We start from the raw sequence: 17,956 nt of genomic DNA on the forward strand, positions 1-17,956 counted from the left end.
TTCAAGGCAAAGTACAAACAGCCGATAACCGGCAGTTAGCGAAAACCACGCGTCACAGCACTGACAAATACTGACCAACCCATTAGGCTGCTGGAATCACTTCTGGCCGGGAATTAACGATGCTCTTTCTCCACCGTTCGGCACTGCCAGCATTGTGCCTGTCGCTACTATTTACCAGCGCCATGACTGTTCAGGCCGCCGATGCGCCAGCGCCCGCCACCGAAAAGCCGGCTGAACGCCAACCCCTGCCCGAGCGTAGCCAGGCAGAAACCAGCGGTCTCGAACGGCAGATTCCGCCACAGGAACAACAACAGCTGCAAGCTGGCAGCGATTCGTTCCTGGCACTATGGAAACCCGCCAACAGCGCTGAAGCTGAAGGCGTGGTGATCATCGTACCGGGAGCTGGGGAGAACGCTGACTGGCCGCAGGCAATCGCCCCCTTGCGGCGCAAATTGCCCGACGCCGCCTGGGGCACCCTCAGCCTGTCATTGCCGGACATGAATATGGACACCCTGCCGCCACGCGTCATCGAACCGCCCAAGGCGGCCGTCGACACCAGCAGCAAGGACGGCAGCACGGTGGCCAAGCCCGTCGAACAGACCGCCAGCGCCGAGGCCGAAGGTACTGACCCGGCGGTGGTGCCGGGCGCCGATGAACAGGACAAGACCGACGCCAAGCGCATCTTCGATCGTATCGACGCAGCAGTCGCCTTTGCCCAGACCCAGAGCGCGCGCAGCGTGGTATTGCTCGGCCATGGCACCGGCGCCTGGTGGGCCGCACGGTACTTGAGCGAGAAACAACCCGCCCAGGTGCAGAAGTTGGTCATGGTGGCCGGGAAGACGCCCGCGGCTCGACACCCGGACCTGCAGCAACTGGCGCCGAGCTTGAAGGTGCCTACGGCGGATGTGTTCTATCAAGACGGTGCCCAGGAGCGCAAAGACGCTCAGGAACGTATCCAGGCGGCCAAGCGTTCGAAGAATGCAGGCTATAAGCAGGTTTCGCTCACGGCGTTGCCCGGCAATAGCGCAGCGGAGCAGGAACAGTTGTATCGGCGGGTCCGTGGATGGTTGAGCCCGCAGCCCGGTGCCGACTGATCACAAATTTGAACGCAATGTAGAACCAATGTGGGAGGGGGCTTGCTCCCGAAGGCGGTGCATCAGCTGACACATGTGCTGACTGGCACCCAGCTATCGGGAGCAAGCCCCCTCCCACATTGGATTGGGTTTTCAGGCCAATAGCCTCAGCGAAAATCCCGCCGCTCGCGAATCAACGCATAGGCGCTATGCAGCTCACGAGTGCGCTCGGTCGCCTCTCGCACTTGCGCGGGGCTGGCACCGCTGCCGGCGATCTTGTCCGGGTGGTGACGGCTGAGCAGGCGACGATAGGCGCGTTTGATCACCGAGGGTTCAGTGGTTGCCGTCACCCCCAGAATCCTCAGCGCCTCCTGATAGCCCCCGCTACGACTCACCACCGGCTTACGCTGCGGCGCGTAATCGGCTGCCAACGCCTGAAGTTGTTGCGGCGTCCACCCCAGCCACTTGCCCCACAGGTCGATCAGGTCGCGCTCGGCATCATCCGCCCGGCCGTCCGCCCAGGCCATGCGCCAACAAGCGCGCAATACGCCTTCCGCCGCATGAGGCTGCGCCTTGAGCACACGCAGGTAACTGCGCACTCGATCGGTGCCGGACTTACCTCGGTTGAATGCCGTGATGGCGCGGCGCTGAGCCGGCTCGGACATGTCCAATGAACGCATTTCCTGACGAGCCTGCTGGATATGCCCATCCACAATCCGGCCATTACTCTTGGCCAGTCGCCCCAGCAGCACAAACAACAGTTCGTCGTTGCGCAATACCGGGCGCCCGCCCAAGCGTTCGCGCAACTGCGCCCAACTGTGCAATTGCAGGCGGCGATCCAGCGCCTGCCCCAGCAATGCACCCAACAAGGCCCCCGGAATACTGGCAATGGCAAAGCCAGCCCCGGCGCCGATCAGCGTCCCTGGCCACAACATCCTACTGCCCCGTTGTCAGCAAAGTTTCGACCTGCGCCAGTCGCTCCAGCGTCCCCACATCCACCCAGCGTCCCGTCATATGCTCCCCCGTTACCCGACCTTTGGCCATGGCCGCCCGCAACAGCGGGGCCAGCTTGAAGGCACCGGCGCTGCAACCCGCGAACAATTGAGGGTCAAGCACTGAAATGCCACTGAAGGTCAGGTTATCGGCACCGGGCGCGGCATCATGAAGCAAACCCTGGTCCAGGTAAAAATCCCCTCCCGAGGGGTGATGTGCCGGGTTGTCGACCATCACCAGGTGGGCCAGGCCCTGGAGCGGCCGTTTCAATTGGCTGAAGTCGTAATCGGTCCAGATATCACCATTGATCACCAGAAAGGGCTCGTCTCCCAGCAACGGCAATGCCTGGTAGATTCCGCCGCCGGTTTCCAGCGGCTCACCTTCGGCTGAATACTGGATGCGCAGGCCAAACTGCGAACCGTCGCCCAGGTAGCTTTCAATCTGCTGGCCAAGCCAGGCGTGGTTGATCACGATCTCGGTGAAGCCGGCTTTCGCCAGCGCTTCGAGGTGATATTCGATAAGCCGTTTACCGCCCGCTTGCACCAGCGGTTTGGGCGTATGCAACGTGAGCGGACGCATGCGCTCACCTTTGCCCGCGGCCAGGATCATCGCCTTCATACGCTGGCCTCGGCGGGTTGGTGCAGGCTGGCGAGTAGTTCGCCCAGTTCGCTCAGTTCAGGTCGTTCGGCGATCACCGCATCTATATAAGCTAAGAAGCGCGGCACGTCGGCCAGGTAGCGTGGCTTGCCGTCGCGGTGGCAAATGCGCGAAAAAATGCCGATGACCTTGAGGTGACGCTGCACGCCCATCAGGTCGCTGGCGCGCAGGAAGTCTTCAAAATCGTCCTGCACCGCAATTCCCAACTGCCCCGCGCGCTGCCAGTAGCCGTGCTGCCAGTCTCGCACGCGGGCCTGGGGCCAACTGAGGAAGGCGTCCTTGAACAGGCAAGTGATGTCGTAGGTCACTGGGCCGTAGACCGCATCCTGGAAATCCAGTACGCCAGGGTTAGGCTCGCTGATCATCAGGTTGCGCGGCATATAGTCGCGATGCACCAGCACCTTGGGTTGCGCCAGGGCACTGTCGATCAACTGCTCGCTGACACGCTGCCAGAGAGCCTGTTGCTCAGCGTCAAAGTCGATCCCCAAGTGACGGCGTACGTACCATTCCGGGAACAATTCCAGCTCGCGACGCAACAAGGCCACGTCGTAGCTTGGCAGCGGTGCGTCCATCGGCAATTGCTGGAACGCGAGCAAAGCGTCGATGGCATCGGCAAATAATTGATCGGCGTTTTCACCGTCAATCACGTCCAGATAGGTTTTTCTGCCCAGGTCATTGAGCAAAAGAAAACCTCGGGGCAAGTCTTCTGCATAAATTTTTGGCACATTTATTCCCGATTTCGCGAGCAAATCCGCGATATCGACGAAAGGTTTGCAGTTTTCCTGGGGGGGTGGCGCGTCCATTACGACGAACGTATGCGCACCGCCCTCCCAACGGAAGTAACGCCTGAAACTCGCGTCGCTGCTGGCCGCGGTCAATGTGGCCGGGGGTACGGGGCCCCAGTCCTGAGCGTTGAAAAGAATTGGCAACTGCTCATCCAGCCAGACTTCCAGCTGTTGTAAACGTAGATCTTGCTCGGGCATTACAAGGGTCTCCGACGGCGCTAGCCGTCAAGCGGGGCATGCTTTATTATCACGCATCTTTTTCAGACCATCGAGAGGCGTGCGGCCCAAACCGCGGGCAGATGGCACGCAGGAAGCCCGGACTAATAAGATGGCATTGAAATCCCCCGCGTTTCGTAGAAAATTTCCGTTGCTGGTAACCGGCAGTCTGCTGGCCTTGCAACCTTTCGCCACCTCATTCGTGGTCGCCGCGGAACAGTATGACTGCTCAGTCTCTGCTTCGGGTGCCTGGGATTGCGCGCCGAAAACCGCCGCCGCCCCATTGCCACCGCGCCCGGTGCATGACGGCTCTGCCGTCAGCTCGGCCAACAGCACGCCGCAAGGCAAGGCTGAAGGCAGCGTCGACGCCGAGCCGAAGACCATGCTGGTCACCGAAGCCAAGGGCCGTGGCCTGCGTTCGCGCAGCGCCGACTACAGCCACCTGGACTGGGTGCCTCGTGAGAAACTGACTGCAGCGCAGTTGGCTGAAACCGGCCCTTACTGCAGCGGCGCCTACATCGAGCCGGTTCGTCCTGGCATGAATGACAAGACGAACAAGAGCGATGCGCCGACCTTCATCGGTGCCAAGGCCTCTCGTTACGAGCAGGAACAGCAGGTCGCAACCCTGGCCGGTGACGTGGTCATGCGCCAGGGCAGCATGCAGCTGGAAGCGGACGAAGCCAGCCTGTACCAGGCCGAGAACCGTGGCGAGCTGAACGGCAAGGTGCGTCTGCGCGACAACGGCGCCCTGATCGTGGGCGACCATGCCCAGGTTCAGCTCGACACCGGCGCCGCCCAGATCGACAACGCCGAATACGTGATGCACAAGTCACGCATCCGCGGTAACGCGCTGTACGCCAAGCGTGCCGAGAACGCGATCATCCGTCTCAAGGACGGTACGTACACGACCTGCGAGCCCGACAGCAATGCCTGGCAGCTCAAAGGCAACAACATCACGTTGAACCCGGCCACCGGTTTCGGTACGGCTACCAACGCGACGTTGCGGGTCAAGAACATCCCGATCCTGTACACCCCTTACATCTACTTCCCGATCGACGACCGTCGTCAATCGGGCTTCCTGCCGCCAAGCTTCAGCACCGGCAGCGAGACGGGCTTCACCCTGGTGACGCCGTACTACTTCAACCTGGCACCGAACTACGACGCCACGTTGTACCCGCAGTACATGACCAAGCGTGGCTTGTTGATGGAAGGCGAATTCCGCTACCTGACCAAGTCCAGCGAAGGGCAGTTTGGTGGGGCGTATCTGAATGATGATAGCGACGAGCGCAAGAAACAGACCGATTACGAAAAAACTCGCTACATGCTCAATTGGCAGCATAGGGGTGGTCTGGATTCGCGCCTGTCGACACTGGTTGACTACACCAAGATCAGTGATCCGTTCTACTTCCAGGATTTGAAGGCCTATCAGGAAGGCGTTCAGAGCCAGGACTTCCTGAACCAGCAAGGTGCTTTGACCTATCGCGGGGACTCCTATCAGGCTCGCCTGAATGTCCAGTCGATGCAGTTGGCCACGATTTCACAAATCACGCCGTATGATCGGCTCCCGCAGATCACCTTTAATGGCCTGCTGCCGTACCATCCGGGTGGGGTCAATCTGTCCTATGAGACAGAAGCCGTAAGATTCGACCGCAACCTCAGAAGCGGTAATGTGGTTAACGAAGATGGCGGGCCATTTAACGCCGATGGCACTATTGGCGAGCGACGCCTGGATAACTACGTCAACGGCCTGACCCGTGCAAACGGTACGCGCTTGAACGTAGCGCCGGCCATCGAGTACCCGATGACCTCGAGCTACGGTTTTATTACGCCAAGGCTCAAATACGTCTACACCAAGTATGACCTTGACCTGGATAGCAAAGGTAAGCAGGACATCGCCGACGGGCAATTGGCCGCCACGGTGCCTGGTGCAGCTCCTTACGCGGGCGGTGTGTTCAAAAGCTCGCAAGATCGTGCAGTACCCATTGCCAGCATCGACAGTGGTCTCTTCTTTGATCGCAATACCAACTGGTTCGGCAAAGACTATCGCCAGACCCTCGAGCCGCGCGCGTTCTACCTTTATGTTCCCAATAAAGACCAGAGCGATATCCCGGTTTTCGACTCGGGTGAATACTCGTTCAGCTACGCGTCGCTGTTCCGTGACAACCGCTTCGTCGGTAATGATCGGATCGGTGATGAGAACAAGCTGTCCCTAGGCGTAACCAGCCGCTGGATCGAAGAAAACGGTTTCGAACGCCAACGTGTGAGCGTCGGTCAGGCCTTGTACTTCAAGGATCGTGAAGTTCAACTGCCAGGCGTTTTGGCCGCCGACCGTGCAGACGCCCAGAGTGATGTATCGCCGATCGCCCTGGAATATGAGTTCCGCTTCAACCGTGACTGGCGTGCGACGGCCGACTATAACTGGGACACTGAAAACCACACCCCACGTTCGGGCAGCGCAATGTTCCACTACCAGCCGGAAGATAACCCGAACAAGGTGGTCAACCTCGGCTACCGCTATCGGAACGATCAGATCGTCTACAACCAGTTGACCGGCAAGTGGCAGTTCGGTGGTGACTTCGGCAAAGAAGGCGATCCTGGCTTCGTGAAGGATTACTACAAAATCCAGCAACACGACTTCTCGATGATGTGGCCGATCGTTCCGCAGTGGAACCTGATCACCCGCTGGCAGTATGACTATGCCCGCAACCGTACCCTGGAAGCCTTCGGTGGTTTCGAGTACGACAACTGCTGCTGGAAACTGCGCGTCATCAACCGCTACTGGGTTTCCAACGACGAATACAGCCAGATCGCCCCGCAGAACGAAAAGGGTGACCACGGGCTCTTCCTCCAGATCGTCCTTAAAGGACTCGGCGGCCTGACCGGCGCCAAGGTAGAGAGCTTCCTCGACAAAGGCATTGAAGGTTATCGTGAACGTGAAGACAAAGCTTTCTGATCGCTTGCGCCCGCTAGTACTGGGCGCGCTGTTCCTGGGCACCGTATCGGCACACGCCGCGGTCCAACAGCTGGATAAAGTGGCGGCCATCGTCGACAACGACGTGATCATGCAAAGCCAGCTGGACCAACGGGTCAAGGAAGTTCAGCAAACCATCGCCAAGCGTGGCGGTGGCGTGCCACCTACCAGCGTCCTGGAACCGCAGGTGCTGGAGCGCCTGATCGTCGAAAACCTGCAACTGCAGATCGGCGAACGCTCCGGCATCCGTATTTCGGACGAAGAACTGAACCAGGCCGTTGGTACCATCGCTCAACGCAACAACATGAGCATTGATCAGTTCCGCGCCGCCCTGGCTCACGATGGTTTGTCCTATGAGGACGCTCGTGACCAGATCAAGCGCGAGATGATCATCAGCCGTGTGCGTCAGCGCCGTGTGGCCGAGCGGGTCCAGGTATCCGAGCAGGAAGTGAAGAACTTCCTGGCTTCGGACCTTGGCAAGATGCAGCTCTCCGAAGAACTGCACCTGGCCAATATCCTGATCCCAACGCCAGACAGCGCCAGCGCCGAGCAATTGAATGCCGCAGCCGCCAAGACTCAAGCGGTTTACGACCGCCTGAAGGCCGGGGCTGACTTTGCCCAGACCGCGATTGCCGTCTCCGGCAGCGATAACGCGCTGGACGGTGGTGACATGGGCTGGCGTAAAGCCGCACAACTGCCACCGCCGTTCGACCGTGAGTTGAGCGCCATGAACGTGGGTGAGATTACCCAACCGGCACGTACGCCAGGCGGTTTCATCATCCTCAAGCTGCTGGGCAAGCGCGGCGGCGAGACCTCGCTGAAAGACGAAGTACACGTTCGTCACATCCTGGTCAAACCAAGCGAAATCCGCACCGAGGCACAAACCAAGGAACTGGCCCAGAAGATCTACGACCGCATCGAAAGCGGCGAAGACTTCGCTACCCTGGCCAAAAGCTTCTCGGAAGACCCAGGTTCTGCCCTCAACGGCGGCGACTTGAACTGGATCGACCCGAAAGCCCTGGTGCCGGAGTTCCAGCAGGTCATGGCCGATACTCCGCAAGGCGTTTTGTCCAAACCGTTCAAGACTCAATACGGCTGGCATGTGCTTGAAGTCCTTGGCCGTCGTGCCACTGACAACACCACCCAGGCCCGCGAGCAGCAAGCCCTGACTGTACTGCGTAACCGCAAATACGACGAAGAACTGCAAACCTGGTTGCGTCAGATCCGTGACGAAGCTTATGTAGAGAACAAGCTGCCAGGCGCCGAGCAAACAGGCACCGACCAGGCCGCCCAGTGAAACCCCAGCGTTTCGCCGTGACACCCGGCGAGCCGGCCGGCATTGGTCCAGACCTGTGCCTGCTGCTCGCCTCGCAACCCCAGCCACACCCCCTGATCGCCATTACCAGCCGCGACCTGCTCCTTGAGCGGGCCGCGCAACTGGGTGTGGCCGTCAACCTGCTGGACGTGGCACCAAGCAACTGGCCCGACCTGCCGGCACCCGCAGGCAGCCTATACGTATGGGATACCCCACTGCACGCCAAGGTCGTTGCCGGGCAACTGGACAAGGCCAATGCGGCGTTTGTACTGCAAACCCTGACCCGTGCAGGCCAAGGCTGTATCGACGGCGACTTCGCCGGCATGATCACCGCCCCTGTGCACAAAGGTGTGATCAACGAATCCGGCATCGCCTTTTCCGGCCATACCGAATTCCTCGCTGAACTGACCCACACCGCTCAAGTCGTGATGATGCTCGCCACCCGTGGCCTGCGCGTGGCCCTGGTGACCACGCACTTGCCGCTGCGTGAAGTCGCCGATGCCATTACCGCCGAGCGCGTGGAGCGTGTCACGCGCATCCTGCATGCCGACCTGCAACAGAAGTTCGGCATTGCCCAACCGCGTATCCTGGTCTGCGGGCTCAACCCCCACGCCGGTGAAGGTGGCCACCTGGGCCATGAAGAAATCGATATCATTGAACCGACATTAGAGCGCCTGCGCCAAGAAGGCATGGACCTGCGTGGCCCATTGCCTGCAGACACTCTGTTTACCCCCAAATATCTGGAGCACTGCGACGCAGTGCTGGCGATGTACCATGACCAAGGGCTGCCCGTGCTGAAATACAAAGGCTTCGGCGCTGCAGTCAACGTGACACTGGGCCTGCCGATCATCCGCACCTCCGTCGACCATGGCACAGCCCTGGACTTGGCAGGCAGCGGCAAGATCGATACCGGCAGCCTGCACGTGGCCCTGGAAACCGCCTATCAGATGGCCGAGACCCGTATATGACTGAGCAATACCAACACCGGGCGCGCAAGCGCTTCGGGCAAAACTTCCTGCACGACGCTGGCGTAATCGACCGTATCCTGCGTTCCATCCATGCCAAGCCCGAAGACCGCCTGCTGGAAATCGGCCCGGGCCAGGGCGCGCTGACCCAGGGCCTGCTGGCCAGTGGTGGGCAACTGGATGTGGTGGAACTGGACAAGGACCTGATCCCGATCCTCAACCAGCAGTTCGCCGGCAAGCCCAACTTCAACCTGCACCAGGGCGACGCGCTGAAGTTCGACTTCAACAGCCTCAACGCCGCGCCCAACAGCCTGCGGGTGGTGGGTAACCTGCCGTACAACATTTCCACGCCGCTGATTTTTCACCTGCTGAACAACGCCGGGATCATCCGCGACATGCACTTCATGCTGCAAAAAGAAGTGGTGGAACGCCTCGCTGCCGGCCCTGGCGGCGGCGATTGGGGTCGTTTGTCGATCATGGTCCAGTACCACTGCCGCGTGGAGCACCTGTTCAACGTTGGGCCTGGCGCGTTCAACCCGCCGCCTAAAGTCGATTCAGCCATCGTGCGCCTGGTACCTCACGCCGTGCTGCCGCACCCAGCCAAGGACCATAAATTGCTGGAGCGTGTGGTACGCGAAGCGTTCAACCAACGTCGCAAGACCCTGCGCAACACACTCAAGGCCCTGCTGAGCACCGCTGAAATCGAAGCCGCCGGCGTCGATGGCAGCCTGCGCCCCGAGCAGTTGGACCTGGCCGCATTTGTACGCCTGGCCGATCAACTGGCCATTCAGCCGGCACCCGCCGCGGACTGAAGCCTGCGGTGTATGGCCAGACAGCATGTCTGGCCTAGTGCCCTCCTCATGGCCTAGACTGACCCGCATCTGCTGTCCTCCGCTTTTAAGGCCTCTTGCATGTCCGATCCTCGCTATAAGATCGACGTCAGCGTCGTCACCCGCTTCCTGGCGGAACAATCGCAACCTGAACAGAACCGCTTCGCCTTTGCCTACACCGTCACGGTGAAAAACAACGGGCTGGTACCGGCCAAGCTGCTGTCGCGCCACTGGGTTATCACCGACGGTGACGGCCAGGTCGAGGAAGTGCGTGGTGCTGGCGTTGTTGGTCAGCAACCCTTGATCGACAGCGGCGCCAGCCACACCTACAGCAGCGGCACGGTGATGACCTCCAAGGTCGGCACCATGCAAGGCTCGTATCAGATGAAGGCCACCGACGGCAAACTGTTCGACGCCGTCATCGCGCCCTTTCGCCTCGCTGTGCCCGGAGCCCTGCACTGATGGCGACGTACGCGGTCGGCGACCTGCAAGGCTGCCTGGAGCCTCTCAAGCGCCTGCTGGAGCGTGTAGCCTTCGACCCGGCAAATGATCGCCTGTGGCTGGTGGGCGACCTGGTCAACCGCGGCCCTCAGTCCCTGGAAACCCTGCGCTACCTCTATAGCCTGCGAGACTCCCTGGTGTGTGTGCTCGGTAACCATGACCTGCACCTGCTCGCGGCCGGCAGTAACATCGAACGCCTGAAAAAAGGCGACACCCTGCGGGAAATTCTCGAAGCACCGGATCGCGCTGAATTGCTCGACTGGCTGCGCCGACAAAAGCTCATGCATTACGACGAACGCCGCAACATGGCCTTGGTGCATGCAGGCATCCCGCCACAGTGGACGCTGAAAAAAGCCCTTAAATGCGCCGCAGAAGTTGAAAGTGCGCTGGCCGACGACAACCTGTACACCGCCTACCTCGACGGCATGTACGGTAACGAACCAGTGAAGTGGGACAACGACCTCACCGGCGTGCCCCGCCTGCGCGTGGTCACCAACTACTTCACCCGCATGCGTTTCTGCACCGCCGAAGGCAAGCTGGACCTCAAAAGCAAGGAAGGCGTCGACACGGCGCTACCGGGTTATAAGCCCTGGTTCGCCCACAAGGAACGCAAGACCAGTGATACCAGGATCATCTTCGGTCACTGGGCCGCCCTGGAAGGCCGGTGCGACGAGCCCGGCGTGTTCGCCCTCGACACCGGTTGCGTGTGGGGCGGCGCCATGACCCTGATGAACATCGACACTGGCGAGCGCCTTGACTGCCAGTGTGAACCACCCCTTTCCATTACCCAGCCGGCCGCCGCCAAGTCATAGGAGCCCGCCATGAGCGAATTCAAGCGTATCCCCCCAGAACAAGCCCAGGCCCTGCGTGAGCAAGGTGCCGTAGTGGTTGATATCCGCGATCAACCCACTTACGCCGCCGCCCATATCACCGGCGCCCAGCACCTGGACAACGTCAACATCGCCGACTTCATCCGCGCCGCCGACCTTGATGCACCCCTGATCGTTGCCTGCTACCACGGCAATTCCAGTCAGAGCGCGGCCGCCTATCTGGTCAGCCAGGGCTTCTCCGACGTCTACAGCCTGGACGGCGGCTTTGAGCTGTGGCGTACGACCTATCCTGCAGAAATTTCCTCCGGCAATTCGCAATAATTTTTTTCACACCCCGCTACCCCGCGTGATGCTTGGGCTCGCGCCGTTTCTGACGAACGGCGCAGGCAAACTAATTGCGTATCGTGCCTTGACCTCCCGGATTCCGAACTATCCTTAAGCGCAGGCCATCCGAATCAGGGGAGAGCCGGTACACCGGCGTACGGGTCATCGGTAGCGTTTCAGGGTGTTCTGGGGGGAAAACAGCCATTGGCGTCCGTCAATGACTGCCAGCATCGACTGATTGATCCGGCGTCGGCTCCACGTATCGAGCGAGGTGACGACGTCATGAGTATTTTCAGCCACTTCCAACAACGCTTCGCGTCCACGCAGCAGGAAGAACTCACACTTCAAGAGTATCTCGAGCTGTGCAAGCAGGACCGCAGCACCTACGCATCTGCCGCCGAGCGCCTGCTATTGGCGATCGGCGAGCCGGAGCTGGTGGAAACCGCCAACAATTCGCGCCTGTCGCGAATATTCTCCAACAAGGTGATCCGCCGCTACCCGGCCTTTGAAGACTTCCATGGCATGGAAGAATGCATCGACCAGATCGTCTCCTACTTCCGCCATGCCGCCCAAGGCCTGGAAGAGAAGAAACAGATCCTCTACCTGCTCGGCCCCGTCGGCGGCGGCAAGTCGTCCCTGGCCGAGAAACTCAAGCAACTGATCGAGAAGGTGCCCTTCTACGCGATCAAGGGCTCACCTGTCTTCGAGTCGCCCCTGGGCCTGTTCAACGCCACGGAAGATGGCGCGATCCTCGAAGAAGACTTCGGCATCCCACGGCGCTACCTCAACACCATCATGTCGCCCTGGGCCACCAAGCGCCTGGCCGAATTCGGCGGTGATATCAGCCAATTCCGGGTGGTGAAACTCTACCCGTCGATCCTCAACCAGATCGGCGTCGCCAAGACCGAACCGGGCGATGAAAACAACCAGGACATCTCGGCGCTGGTGGGCAAGGTCGATATCCGTAAACTGGAAGAATTCCCGCAGAACGACGCCGACGCCTACAGCTACTCGGGCGCACTGTGCCGGGCCAACCAGGGCCTGATGGAATTCGTGGAGATGTTCAAGGCGCCGATCAAGGTACTGCACCCACTGCTCACCGCCACCCAGGAAGGCAACTACAACAGTACCGAAGGCCTGGGCGCGATTCCGTTCACCGGGATCCTGCTGGCCCACTCCAACGAATCGGAATGGCACACCTTCCGCAACAACAAGAACAACGAAGCCTTCATCGACCGGATCTATATCGTCAAGGTGCCGTACTGCCTGCGGGTCAGCGATGAAATCAAGATCTACGACAAGCTGCTGTTCAACAGCTCCCTGGCCAAGGCCCATTGCGCGCCAGACACCCTGAAGATGCTCGCCCAGTTCACCGTGCTGTCGCGCCTCAAGGAACCGGAGAACTCGAATATCTATTCGAAGATGCGTGTATACGACGGTGAAAACCTCAAGGACACCGATCCCAAGGCCAAGTCGATCCAGGAATACCGCGACACAGCCGGCGTGGACGAGGGCATGAACGGCCTGTCGACGCGCTTTGCATTCAAGATCCTGTCGAAAGTCTTCAACTTTGACCCCCACGAAATTGCCGCCAACCCGGTACACCTGCTCTATGTACTGGAACAGCAGATCGAGCAGGAGCAATTCCAGGCCGAAACCCGTGAACGCTACCTGCGCTTCCTCAAGGAGTACCTGGCACCGCGCTACATCGAGTTTATCGGCAAGGAAATCCAGACCGCATACCTGGAGTCCTACAGCGAGTACGGCCAGAACATCTTCGACCGCTACGTGCTGTACGCCGACTTCTGGATTCAGGACCAGGAATACCGCGATCCGGAAACCGGCGAAATCCTCAACCGCGTGGCCCTCAACGAAGAACTGGAAAAGATCGAGAAACCGGCTGGTATCAGCAATCCGAAGGATTTCCGCAACGAAATCGTCAACTTCGTACTGCGCGCCCGGGCCAACAACAACGGCAAGAACCCCACCTGGCTCAGCTACGAGAAGCTGCGGGTGGTCATCGAGAAGAAAATGTTCTCCAACACCGAGGACCTGCTGCCGGTCATCAGCTTCAACGCCAAGGCCAGCAAGGAGGATCAGCAAAAACACAACGACTTCGTCACACGAATGGTCGAGCGCGGCTACACCGACAAACAGGTACGGCTGCTCTCCGAGTGGTACCTGCGGGTGCGTAAATCGCAGTAAGGCAGCGACAAGCGTGCGCTGCCAGGCATCCCGCCTGGCAGTTGACCGCTTGTCTCTAAGCTTCCAGCTCGCGACTTGAAGCTTGTAACGTGAAGCTGCCCGGAGGGCTCCCTATGAGCTATGTGATCGACCGACGCCTCAATGGCAAGAACAAAAGCACGGTAAACCGCCAGCGTTTCCTGCGGCGTTACCGTGACCACATCAAAAAGGCCGTCGAAGAGGCCGTCAGCCGCCGCTCCATCACCGACATGGAGCATGGCGAACAAATCAGTATCCCGGGCCGGGACATTGACGAACCGGTGCTGCATCACGGCCGCGGCGGCAAACAGACCGTCGTGCACCCCGGCAACAAGGAATTCACCACCGGCGAACACATCCAGCGCCCTCAAGGTGGTGGTGGCGGTAAAGGCCCGGGCAAGGCCGGCAATTCCGGTGAAGGCATGGATGAATTCGTGTTCCAGATCACCCAGGAAGAATTCCTGGAGTTCATGTTCGAAGACCTGGAACTGCCCAACCTGGTCAAGCGCAACCTGACCGGTACCGATACGTTCAAGACCGTTCGCGCCGGCATCAGCAACGAGGGCAACCCTTCGCGCATCAACATCATCCGCACCTTGCGCTCAGCCCATGCACGGCGCATCGCCCTCTCTGGCAGCAGCCGCGCCAAACTAAAGCAGGCAAAAGAAGAGTTGGCACGCTTGAAGCGTGAAGAACCGGATAACTTCGGCGATATCCAAGAAATAGAAGCAGAAATAGAGAAACTCAGCGCGCGCATTCACCGTGTGCCGTTCCTCGATACCTTTGACCTGAAATACAACCTGCTCGTCAAACAACCCAACCCCAGTTCCAAGGCCGTCATGTTCTGCTTGATGGACGTATCCGGCTCCATGACGCAGGCCACCAAGGACATCGCCAAGCGCTTTTTCATCCTGCTGTACCTGTTCCTGAAACGGAACTACGACAAAATCGACGTCGTCTTCATCCGCCACCACACCAGCGCTCGGGAAGTGGACGAAGAAGAGTTCTTCTACTCGCGGGAAACCGGCGGCACCATCGTTTCCAGCGCATTGAAGCTGATGCAGGAGATCATGGCCGAGCGCTACCCCGCCAACGACTGGAATATCTACGCCGCCCAAGCTTCCGACGGCGATAACTGGAACGACGACTCGCCGATCTGCCGCGACATCTTGATCAACCAGATCATGCCCTTCGTGCAGTACTACACCTACGTCGAAATTACCCCTCGTGAGCATCAGGCACTGTGGTTCGAATACGAACGCATCGGAGAAGCCTTTGCCGATACGTTCGCCCAGCAGCAACTGGTCTCGGCCGGCGATATCTACCCGGTCTTCCGTGAACTCTTCCAGCGCAGGTTAGTGACATGACCGCCAAAAAAGAGAACAAGCGTCAACCCATTTCCACCGGTTCCGAGTGGACCTTTGAACTGATCCAGGCCTATGACCGGGAAATCAGCCGTATCGCGGCAGGTTATGCCCTGGATACTTATCCCAATCAGATTGAAGTGATCACCGCCGAACAAATGATGGATGCCTATGCCTCAGTGGGCATGCCACTGGGCTACCACCATTGGTCCTATGGCAAACACTTTCTCAGCACCGAGAAGTCCTACACTCGAGGCCAGATGGGCCTGGCCTACGAGATCGTGATCAACTCCGACCCGTGCATCGCCTACCTGATGGAAGAAAACACCATCTGCATGCAGGCGCTGGTGGTGGCCCATGCCTGCTATGGGCATAACAGTTTCTTCAAGGGTAACTACCTGTTTCGCACATGGACCGACGCCAGTTCCATCATCGACTACCTGGTGTTCGCCAAGCAGTACATCATGCAATGTGAAGAGCGCCACGGCATCGATGCAGTGGAAGACCTGCTGGACTCCTGCCATGCACTGATGAATTACGGGGTCGACCGCTACAAGCGCCCCTATCCGATTTCGGCTGAGGAAGAGCGCCTGCGCCAGAAGGAGCGCGAGGAGCACCTGCAGAAACAGATCAACGACCTGTGGCGCACCATTCCAAAGCGCGCCGGCAAAAACAACGACAAGGACAATGCACGCTTCCCCGCCGAACCCCAGGAAAACATCCTGTATTTCCTGGAAAAACACGCACCACTGCTGGAGCCTTGGCAACGGGAAATCGTGCGCATCGTGCGCAAGATCGCCCAATACTTTTACCCTCAGCGCCAGACCCAGGTGATGAACGAAGGCTGGGCAACATTCTGGCATTACACCCTGATGAACGATCTGTACGACGAAGGCCTGGTCACTGACGGCTTCATGATGGAGTTCCTTACCTCGCACACCAGCGTGGTATTCCAGCCCGGCTTCGACAGCCCCTATTACAACGGCATCAACCCCTATGCCCTGGGCTTTGCGATGTACCGCGATATCCGCCGTATGTGCGAGCACCCCACGGAGGAGGATCGCCGCTGGTTCCCGGAAATCGCTGGCAGCGACTGGTTATCGACCATCAAGTTCGCCATGAGCAGCTTCAAGGATGAGAGTTTTATCCTGCAGTACCTGTCGCCCCAGGTAATTCGCGACCTCAAGCTGTTCAGCATCCTGGATGACGACCTGAAAGACGACCTGGTGGTCCCGGCCATTCACGACGAACCTGGCTACCGGATCATTCGCGAAACCCTGGCCGCCCAGTACAACCTGGGCAATCGCGAGCCTAACGTGCAGATCTACAGCATCGATGTGCGCGGTGACCGTTCGCTGACCCTGCGTCACCAGCAACACGACCGCAAACCCTTGGGCGAATCCACCGAGGAAGTGCTCAAGCACCTGCACCGGCTGTGGGGTTTCGACATCCACCTGGAAACCCTGCAGGGCGATCAGGTGATGAAAACCCACCATGTGCCACCGCGCACTGATCATAACGATAGCGACTACGGCCGCCTGGACCTGGCCGTCGTTCATCTCTGAAACAGCAAAGCCTCCATTGGCGCAGTACAGGCGTTATCCTGTGGCGCTAATGGAGGCTTTTTCATGAAAATCTACAAAGTCGGCGGCGCCGTGCGTGATCGCCTTCTGGGCATCAAGGTCACCGATATCGACCGCGTCGTCGTCGGCGCAACCACTGAAGAGATGCTCGCCAACGGTTATAAGCCGGTAGGGGCTGATTTCCCGGTATTTCTCGACCCGAAAAATGGTGATGAATACGCCCTCGCCCGCACCGAACGCAAGAGCGGCCGGGGCTACGGCGGCTTTGTGTTTCACGCGAGCCCCGACGTCACCCTGGAAGAAGACCTGATCCGTCGCGACCTGACCATCAATGCCATGGCAGAAGACGACGATGGCAACCTGACCGATCCTTACCACGGCCAACGCGATCTTCAAGCGCGTATCTTGCGTCACGTTTCCCCCGCGTTCGCCGAGGATCCCCTCCGTGTACTGCGTGTTGCCCGCTTTGCCGCACGTTATGCGCACCTGGGTTTCACGGTTGCACCTGAAACACTGGAATTGATGCGCCAACTCAGTGAGTCCGGCGAACTGGAGGCCCTCACCCCCGAACGCAGCTGGAAAGAAATCTCACGAGCGCTGATGGAAGATCAGCCCCAGGTATTTATCCAAGTGCTGCGCGACTGCGATGCACTGAAAACCCTGATGCCGGAGGTAGATGCACTGTTCGGCGTGCCGCAACCCGCGGCCCATCACCCGGAAATCGATACCGGTGTGCACACCTTGAGCGTGCTGGAACAAGCTGCCTTGCACAACCAACCGCTGACCGTGCGCTGGGCCTGCTTGCTGCACGATCTGGGCAAAGGCCTGACACCTGTGGATAAGTTGCCGCAGCACATTGCCCATGAACACCGAGGTTTGAAGCTGATCAAGGCGGTGAATGAGCGCTTCAAGGTCCCGAAGGATTGCCAGGAACTGGCAATGTTGGTGGGCCAGTATCACACCCATGGTCACCGTGCACTCGAGCTCAAAGCCTCGACATTGCTGGAGTTACTGCAGAGTTTTGATGTGTATCGCCGGCCGCAGCGTTTCGAAGAGTTTGTAGCGGCCTGCGAAATGGACGCCCGCGGCCGCAAGGGTTTTGAGCTGCGCAGTTATCCACAGGCGGATTATTTGCGCGGCGCGGCAACGGTGGCCCGCACGGTCGCAGTGGCGCCACTGCTGGAGAAAGGTTTCAAAGGCCCGGAGCTGGGCGAAGCGCTCAAGCGCGAACGGCTCAAAGCGTTGAAAGCCTACAAGGATCACACCTCAACGTAGGAGATGGCCTTTGTGGCGAGGGAGCAAGCTCCTTCGCCACAACAAGCTCGT

At 59.4% G+C, this 17,956-nt stretch carries 15 protein-coding genes; 12 read left to right on the forward strand and 3 right to left on the reverse strand.

From position 1 onward, the window contains the following. Positions 1-119: 119 nt before the first annotated feature. Entirely contained in the window at positions 120-1,094 is a 975-nt protein-coding gene (locus tag JFT66_RS07290; protein WP_198859043.1) for an alpha/beta hydrolase family protein, read from the forward strand. 146 nt (positions 1,095-1,240) lie between these two features. Here the strand turns inward: JFT66_RS07290 and JFT66_RS07295 are convergent, their stop codons facing one another. Genes JFT66_RS07295 through JFT66_RS07305 form a run of 3 tightly spaced genes read right to left on the reverse strand, consistent with a single transcriptional unit; the run spans position 1,241 to position 3,706 of the window. Next, positions 1,241-2,008: a TerB family tellurite resistance protein gene (locus JFT66_RS07295; protein ID WP_153837545.1), complete on the reverse strand. Its 768-nt coding sequence runs from the start codon at positions 2,006-2,008 to the stop codon at positions 1,241-1,243. Between the two features lies 1 nt (position 2,009). Then, positions 2,010-2,684 carry an N-acetylmuramate alpha-1-phosphate uridylyltransferase MurU gene (gene murU, locus JFT66_RS07300; protein ID WP_034116074.1) on the reverse strand — a complete coding sequence of 225 codons (675 nt, stop codon included), beginning with the start codon at positions 2,682-2,684 and terminating at the stop codon, positions 2,010-2,012. Next, the gene (locus JFT66_RS07305) at positions 2,681-3,706 is read right to left on the reverse strand and encodes an aminoglycoside phosphotransferase family protein (RefSeq protein WP_198859044.1); all 1,026 of its coding nucleotides are present in this window, start codon (positions 3,704-3,706) and stop codon (positions 2,681-2,683) included. Before JFT66_RS07305 ends, murU begins: the two co-directional genes overlap by 4 nt. A gap of 130 nt (positions 3,707-3,836) precedes the next feature. Between JFT66_RS07305 and JFT66_RS07310 the strand changes: the two genes are divergently transcribed. The 11 genes from JFT66_RS07310 to JFT66_RS07360 all read left to right on the forward strand — a co-directional run bounded on the left by JFT66_RS07310 (position 3,837) and on the right by JFT66_RS07360 (position 17,905). Then, positions 3,837-6,677 carry an LPS-assembly protein LptD gene (locus tag JFT66_RS07310; protein ID WP_034116076.1) on the forward strand — a complete coding sequence of 947 codons (2,841 nt, stop codon included), beginning with the start codon at positions 3,837-3,839 and terminating at the stop codon, positions 6,675-6,677. Then, the gene (locus JFT66_RS07315) at positions 6,658-7,992 is read left to right on the forward strand and encodes a peptidylprolyl isomerase (protein WP_152612287.1); all 1,335 of its coding nucleotides are present in this window, start codon (positions 6,658-6,660) and stop codon (positions 7,990-7,992) included. Before JFT66_RS07310 ends, JFT66_RS07315 begins: the two co-directional genes overlap by 20 nt. Continuing rightward, positions 7,989-8,978 (forward strand): 4-hydroxythreonine-4-phosphate dehydrogenase PdxA, encoded by a 990-nt coding sequence (gene pdxA / locus JFT66_RS07320; protein ID WP_162524804.1) that lies wholly within the window; start codon positions 7,989-7,991, stop codon positions 8,976-8,978. Before JFT66_RS07315 ends, pdxA begins: the two co-directional genes overlap by 4 nt. Further along, complete coding sequence (rsmA, locus tag JFT66_RS07325) at positions 8,975-9,787, forward strand: 16S rRNA (adenine(1518)-N(6)/adenine(1519)-N(6))-dimethyltransferase RsmA (protein ID WP_034116079.1); 813 nt, start codon at positions 8,975-8,977, stop codon at positions 9,785-9,787. Before pdxA ends, rsmA begins: the two co-directional genes overlap by 4 nt. Before the next feature lie 99 nt (positions 9,788-9,886). Continuing rightward, positions 9,887-10,267: a Co2+/Mg2+ efflux protein ApaG gene (gene apaG, locus JFT66_RS07330; RefSeq protein WP_034116080.1), complete on the forward strand. Its 381-nt coding sequence runs from the start codon at positions 9,887-9,889 to the stop codon at positions 10,265-10,267. Next, entirely contained in the window at positions 10,267-11,118 is an 852-nt protein-coding gene (locus tag JFT66_RS07335; protein WP_198859045.1) for a symmetrical bis(5'-nucleosyl)-tetraphosphatase, read from the forward strand. Before apaG ends, JFT66_RS07335 begins: the two co-directional genes overlap by 1 nt. 9 nt (positions 11,119-11,127) lie before the next feature. Then, positions 11,128-11,457 (forward strand): thiosulfate sulfurtransferase GlpE, encoded by a 330-nt coding sequence (gene glpE, locus JFT66_RS07340; protein ID WP_034116082.1) that lies wholly within the window; start codon positions 11,128-11,130, stop codon positions 11,455-11,457. A 285-nt stretch (positions 11,458-11,742) separates the two neighbouring features. After that, a complete protein-coding gene (locus JFT66_RS07345) occupies positions 11,743-13,665 on the forward strand; it encodes a PrkA family serine protein kinase (RefSeq protein ID WP_003194732.1) in 1,923 nt (640 codons plus the stop codon). 113 nt (positions 13,666-13,778) lie between these two features. Next, the gene (locus tag JFT66_RS07350) at positions 13,779-15,050 is read left to right on the forward strand and encodes a YeaH/YhbH family protein (RefSeq protein ID WP_034116083.1); all 1,272 of its coding nucleotides are present in this window, start codon (positions 13,779-13,781) and stop codon (positions 15,048-15,050) included. Beyond that, on the forward strand, positions 15,047-16,612 hold the full coding sequence (locus tag JFT66_RS07355) for a SpoVR family protein (protein ID WP_034116084.1): 1,566 nt from the start codon (positions 15,047-15,049) through the stop codon (positions 16,610-16,612). The genes JFT66_RS07350 and JFT66_RS07355 overlap by 4 nt, the downstream gene beginning before the upstream one ends. Positions 16,613-16,675: 63 nt before the next feature. After that, the gene (locus JFT66_RS07360) at positions 16,676-17,905 is read left to right on the forward strand and encodes a multifunctional CCA addition/repair protein (RefSeq protein WP_034116085.1); all 1,230 of its coding nucleotides are present in this window, start codon (positions 16,676-16,678) and stop codon (positions 17,903-17,905) included. Positions 17,906-17,956: the final 51 nt, after the last annotated feature.

It is taken from the genome of Pseudomonas sp. MF6755, from assembly GCF_016405635.1.
GTDB classification, from domain to species: Bacteria; Pseudomonadota; Gammaproteobacteria; order Pseudomonadales; family Pseudomonadaceae; genus Aquipseudomonas; species Aquipseudomonas haemolytica.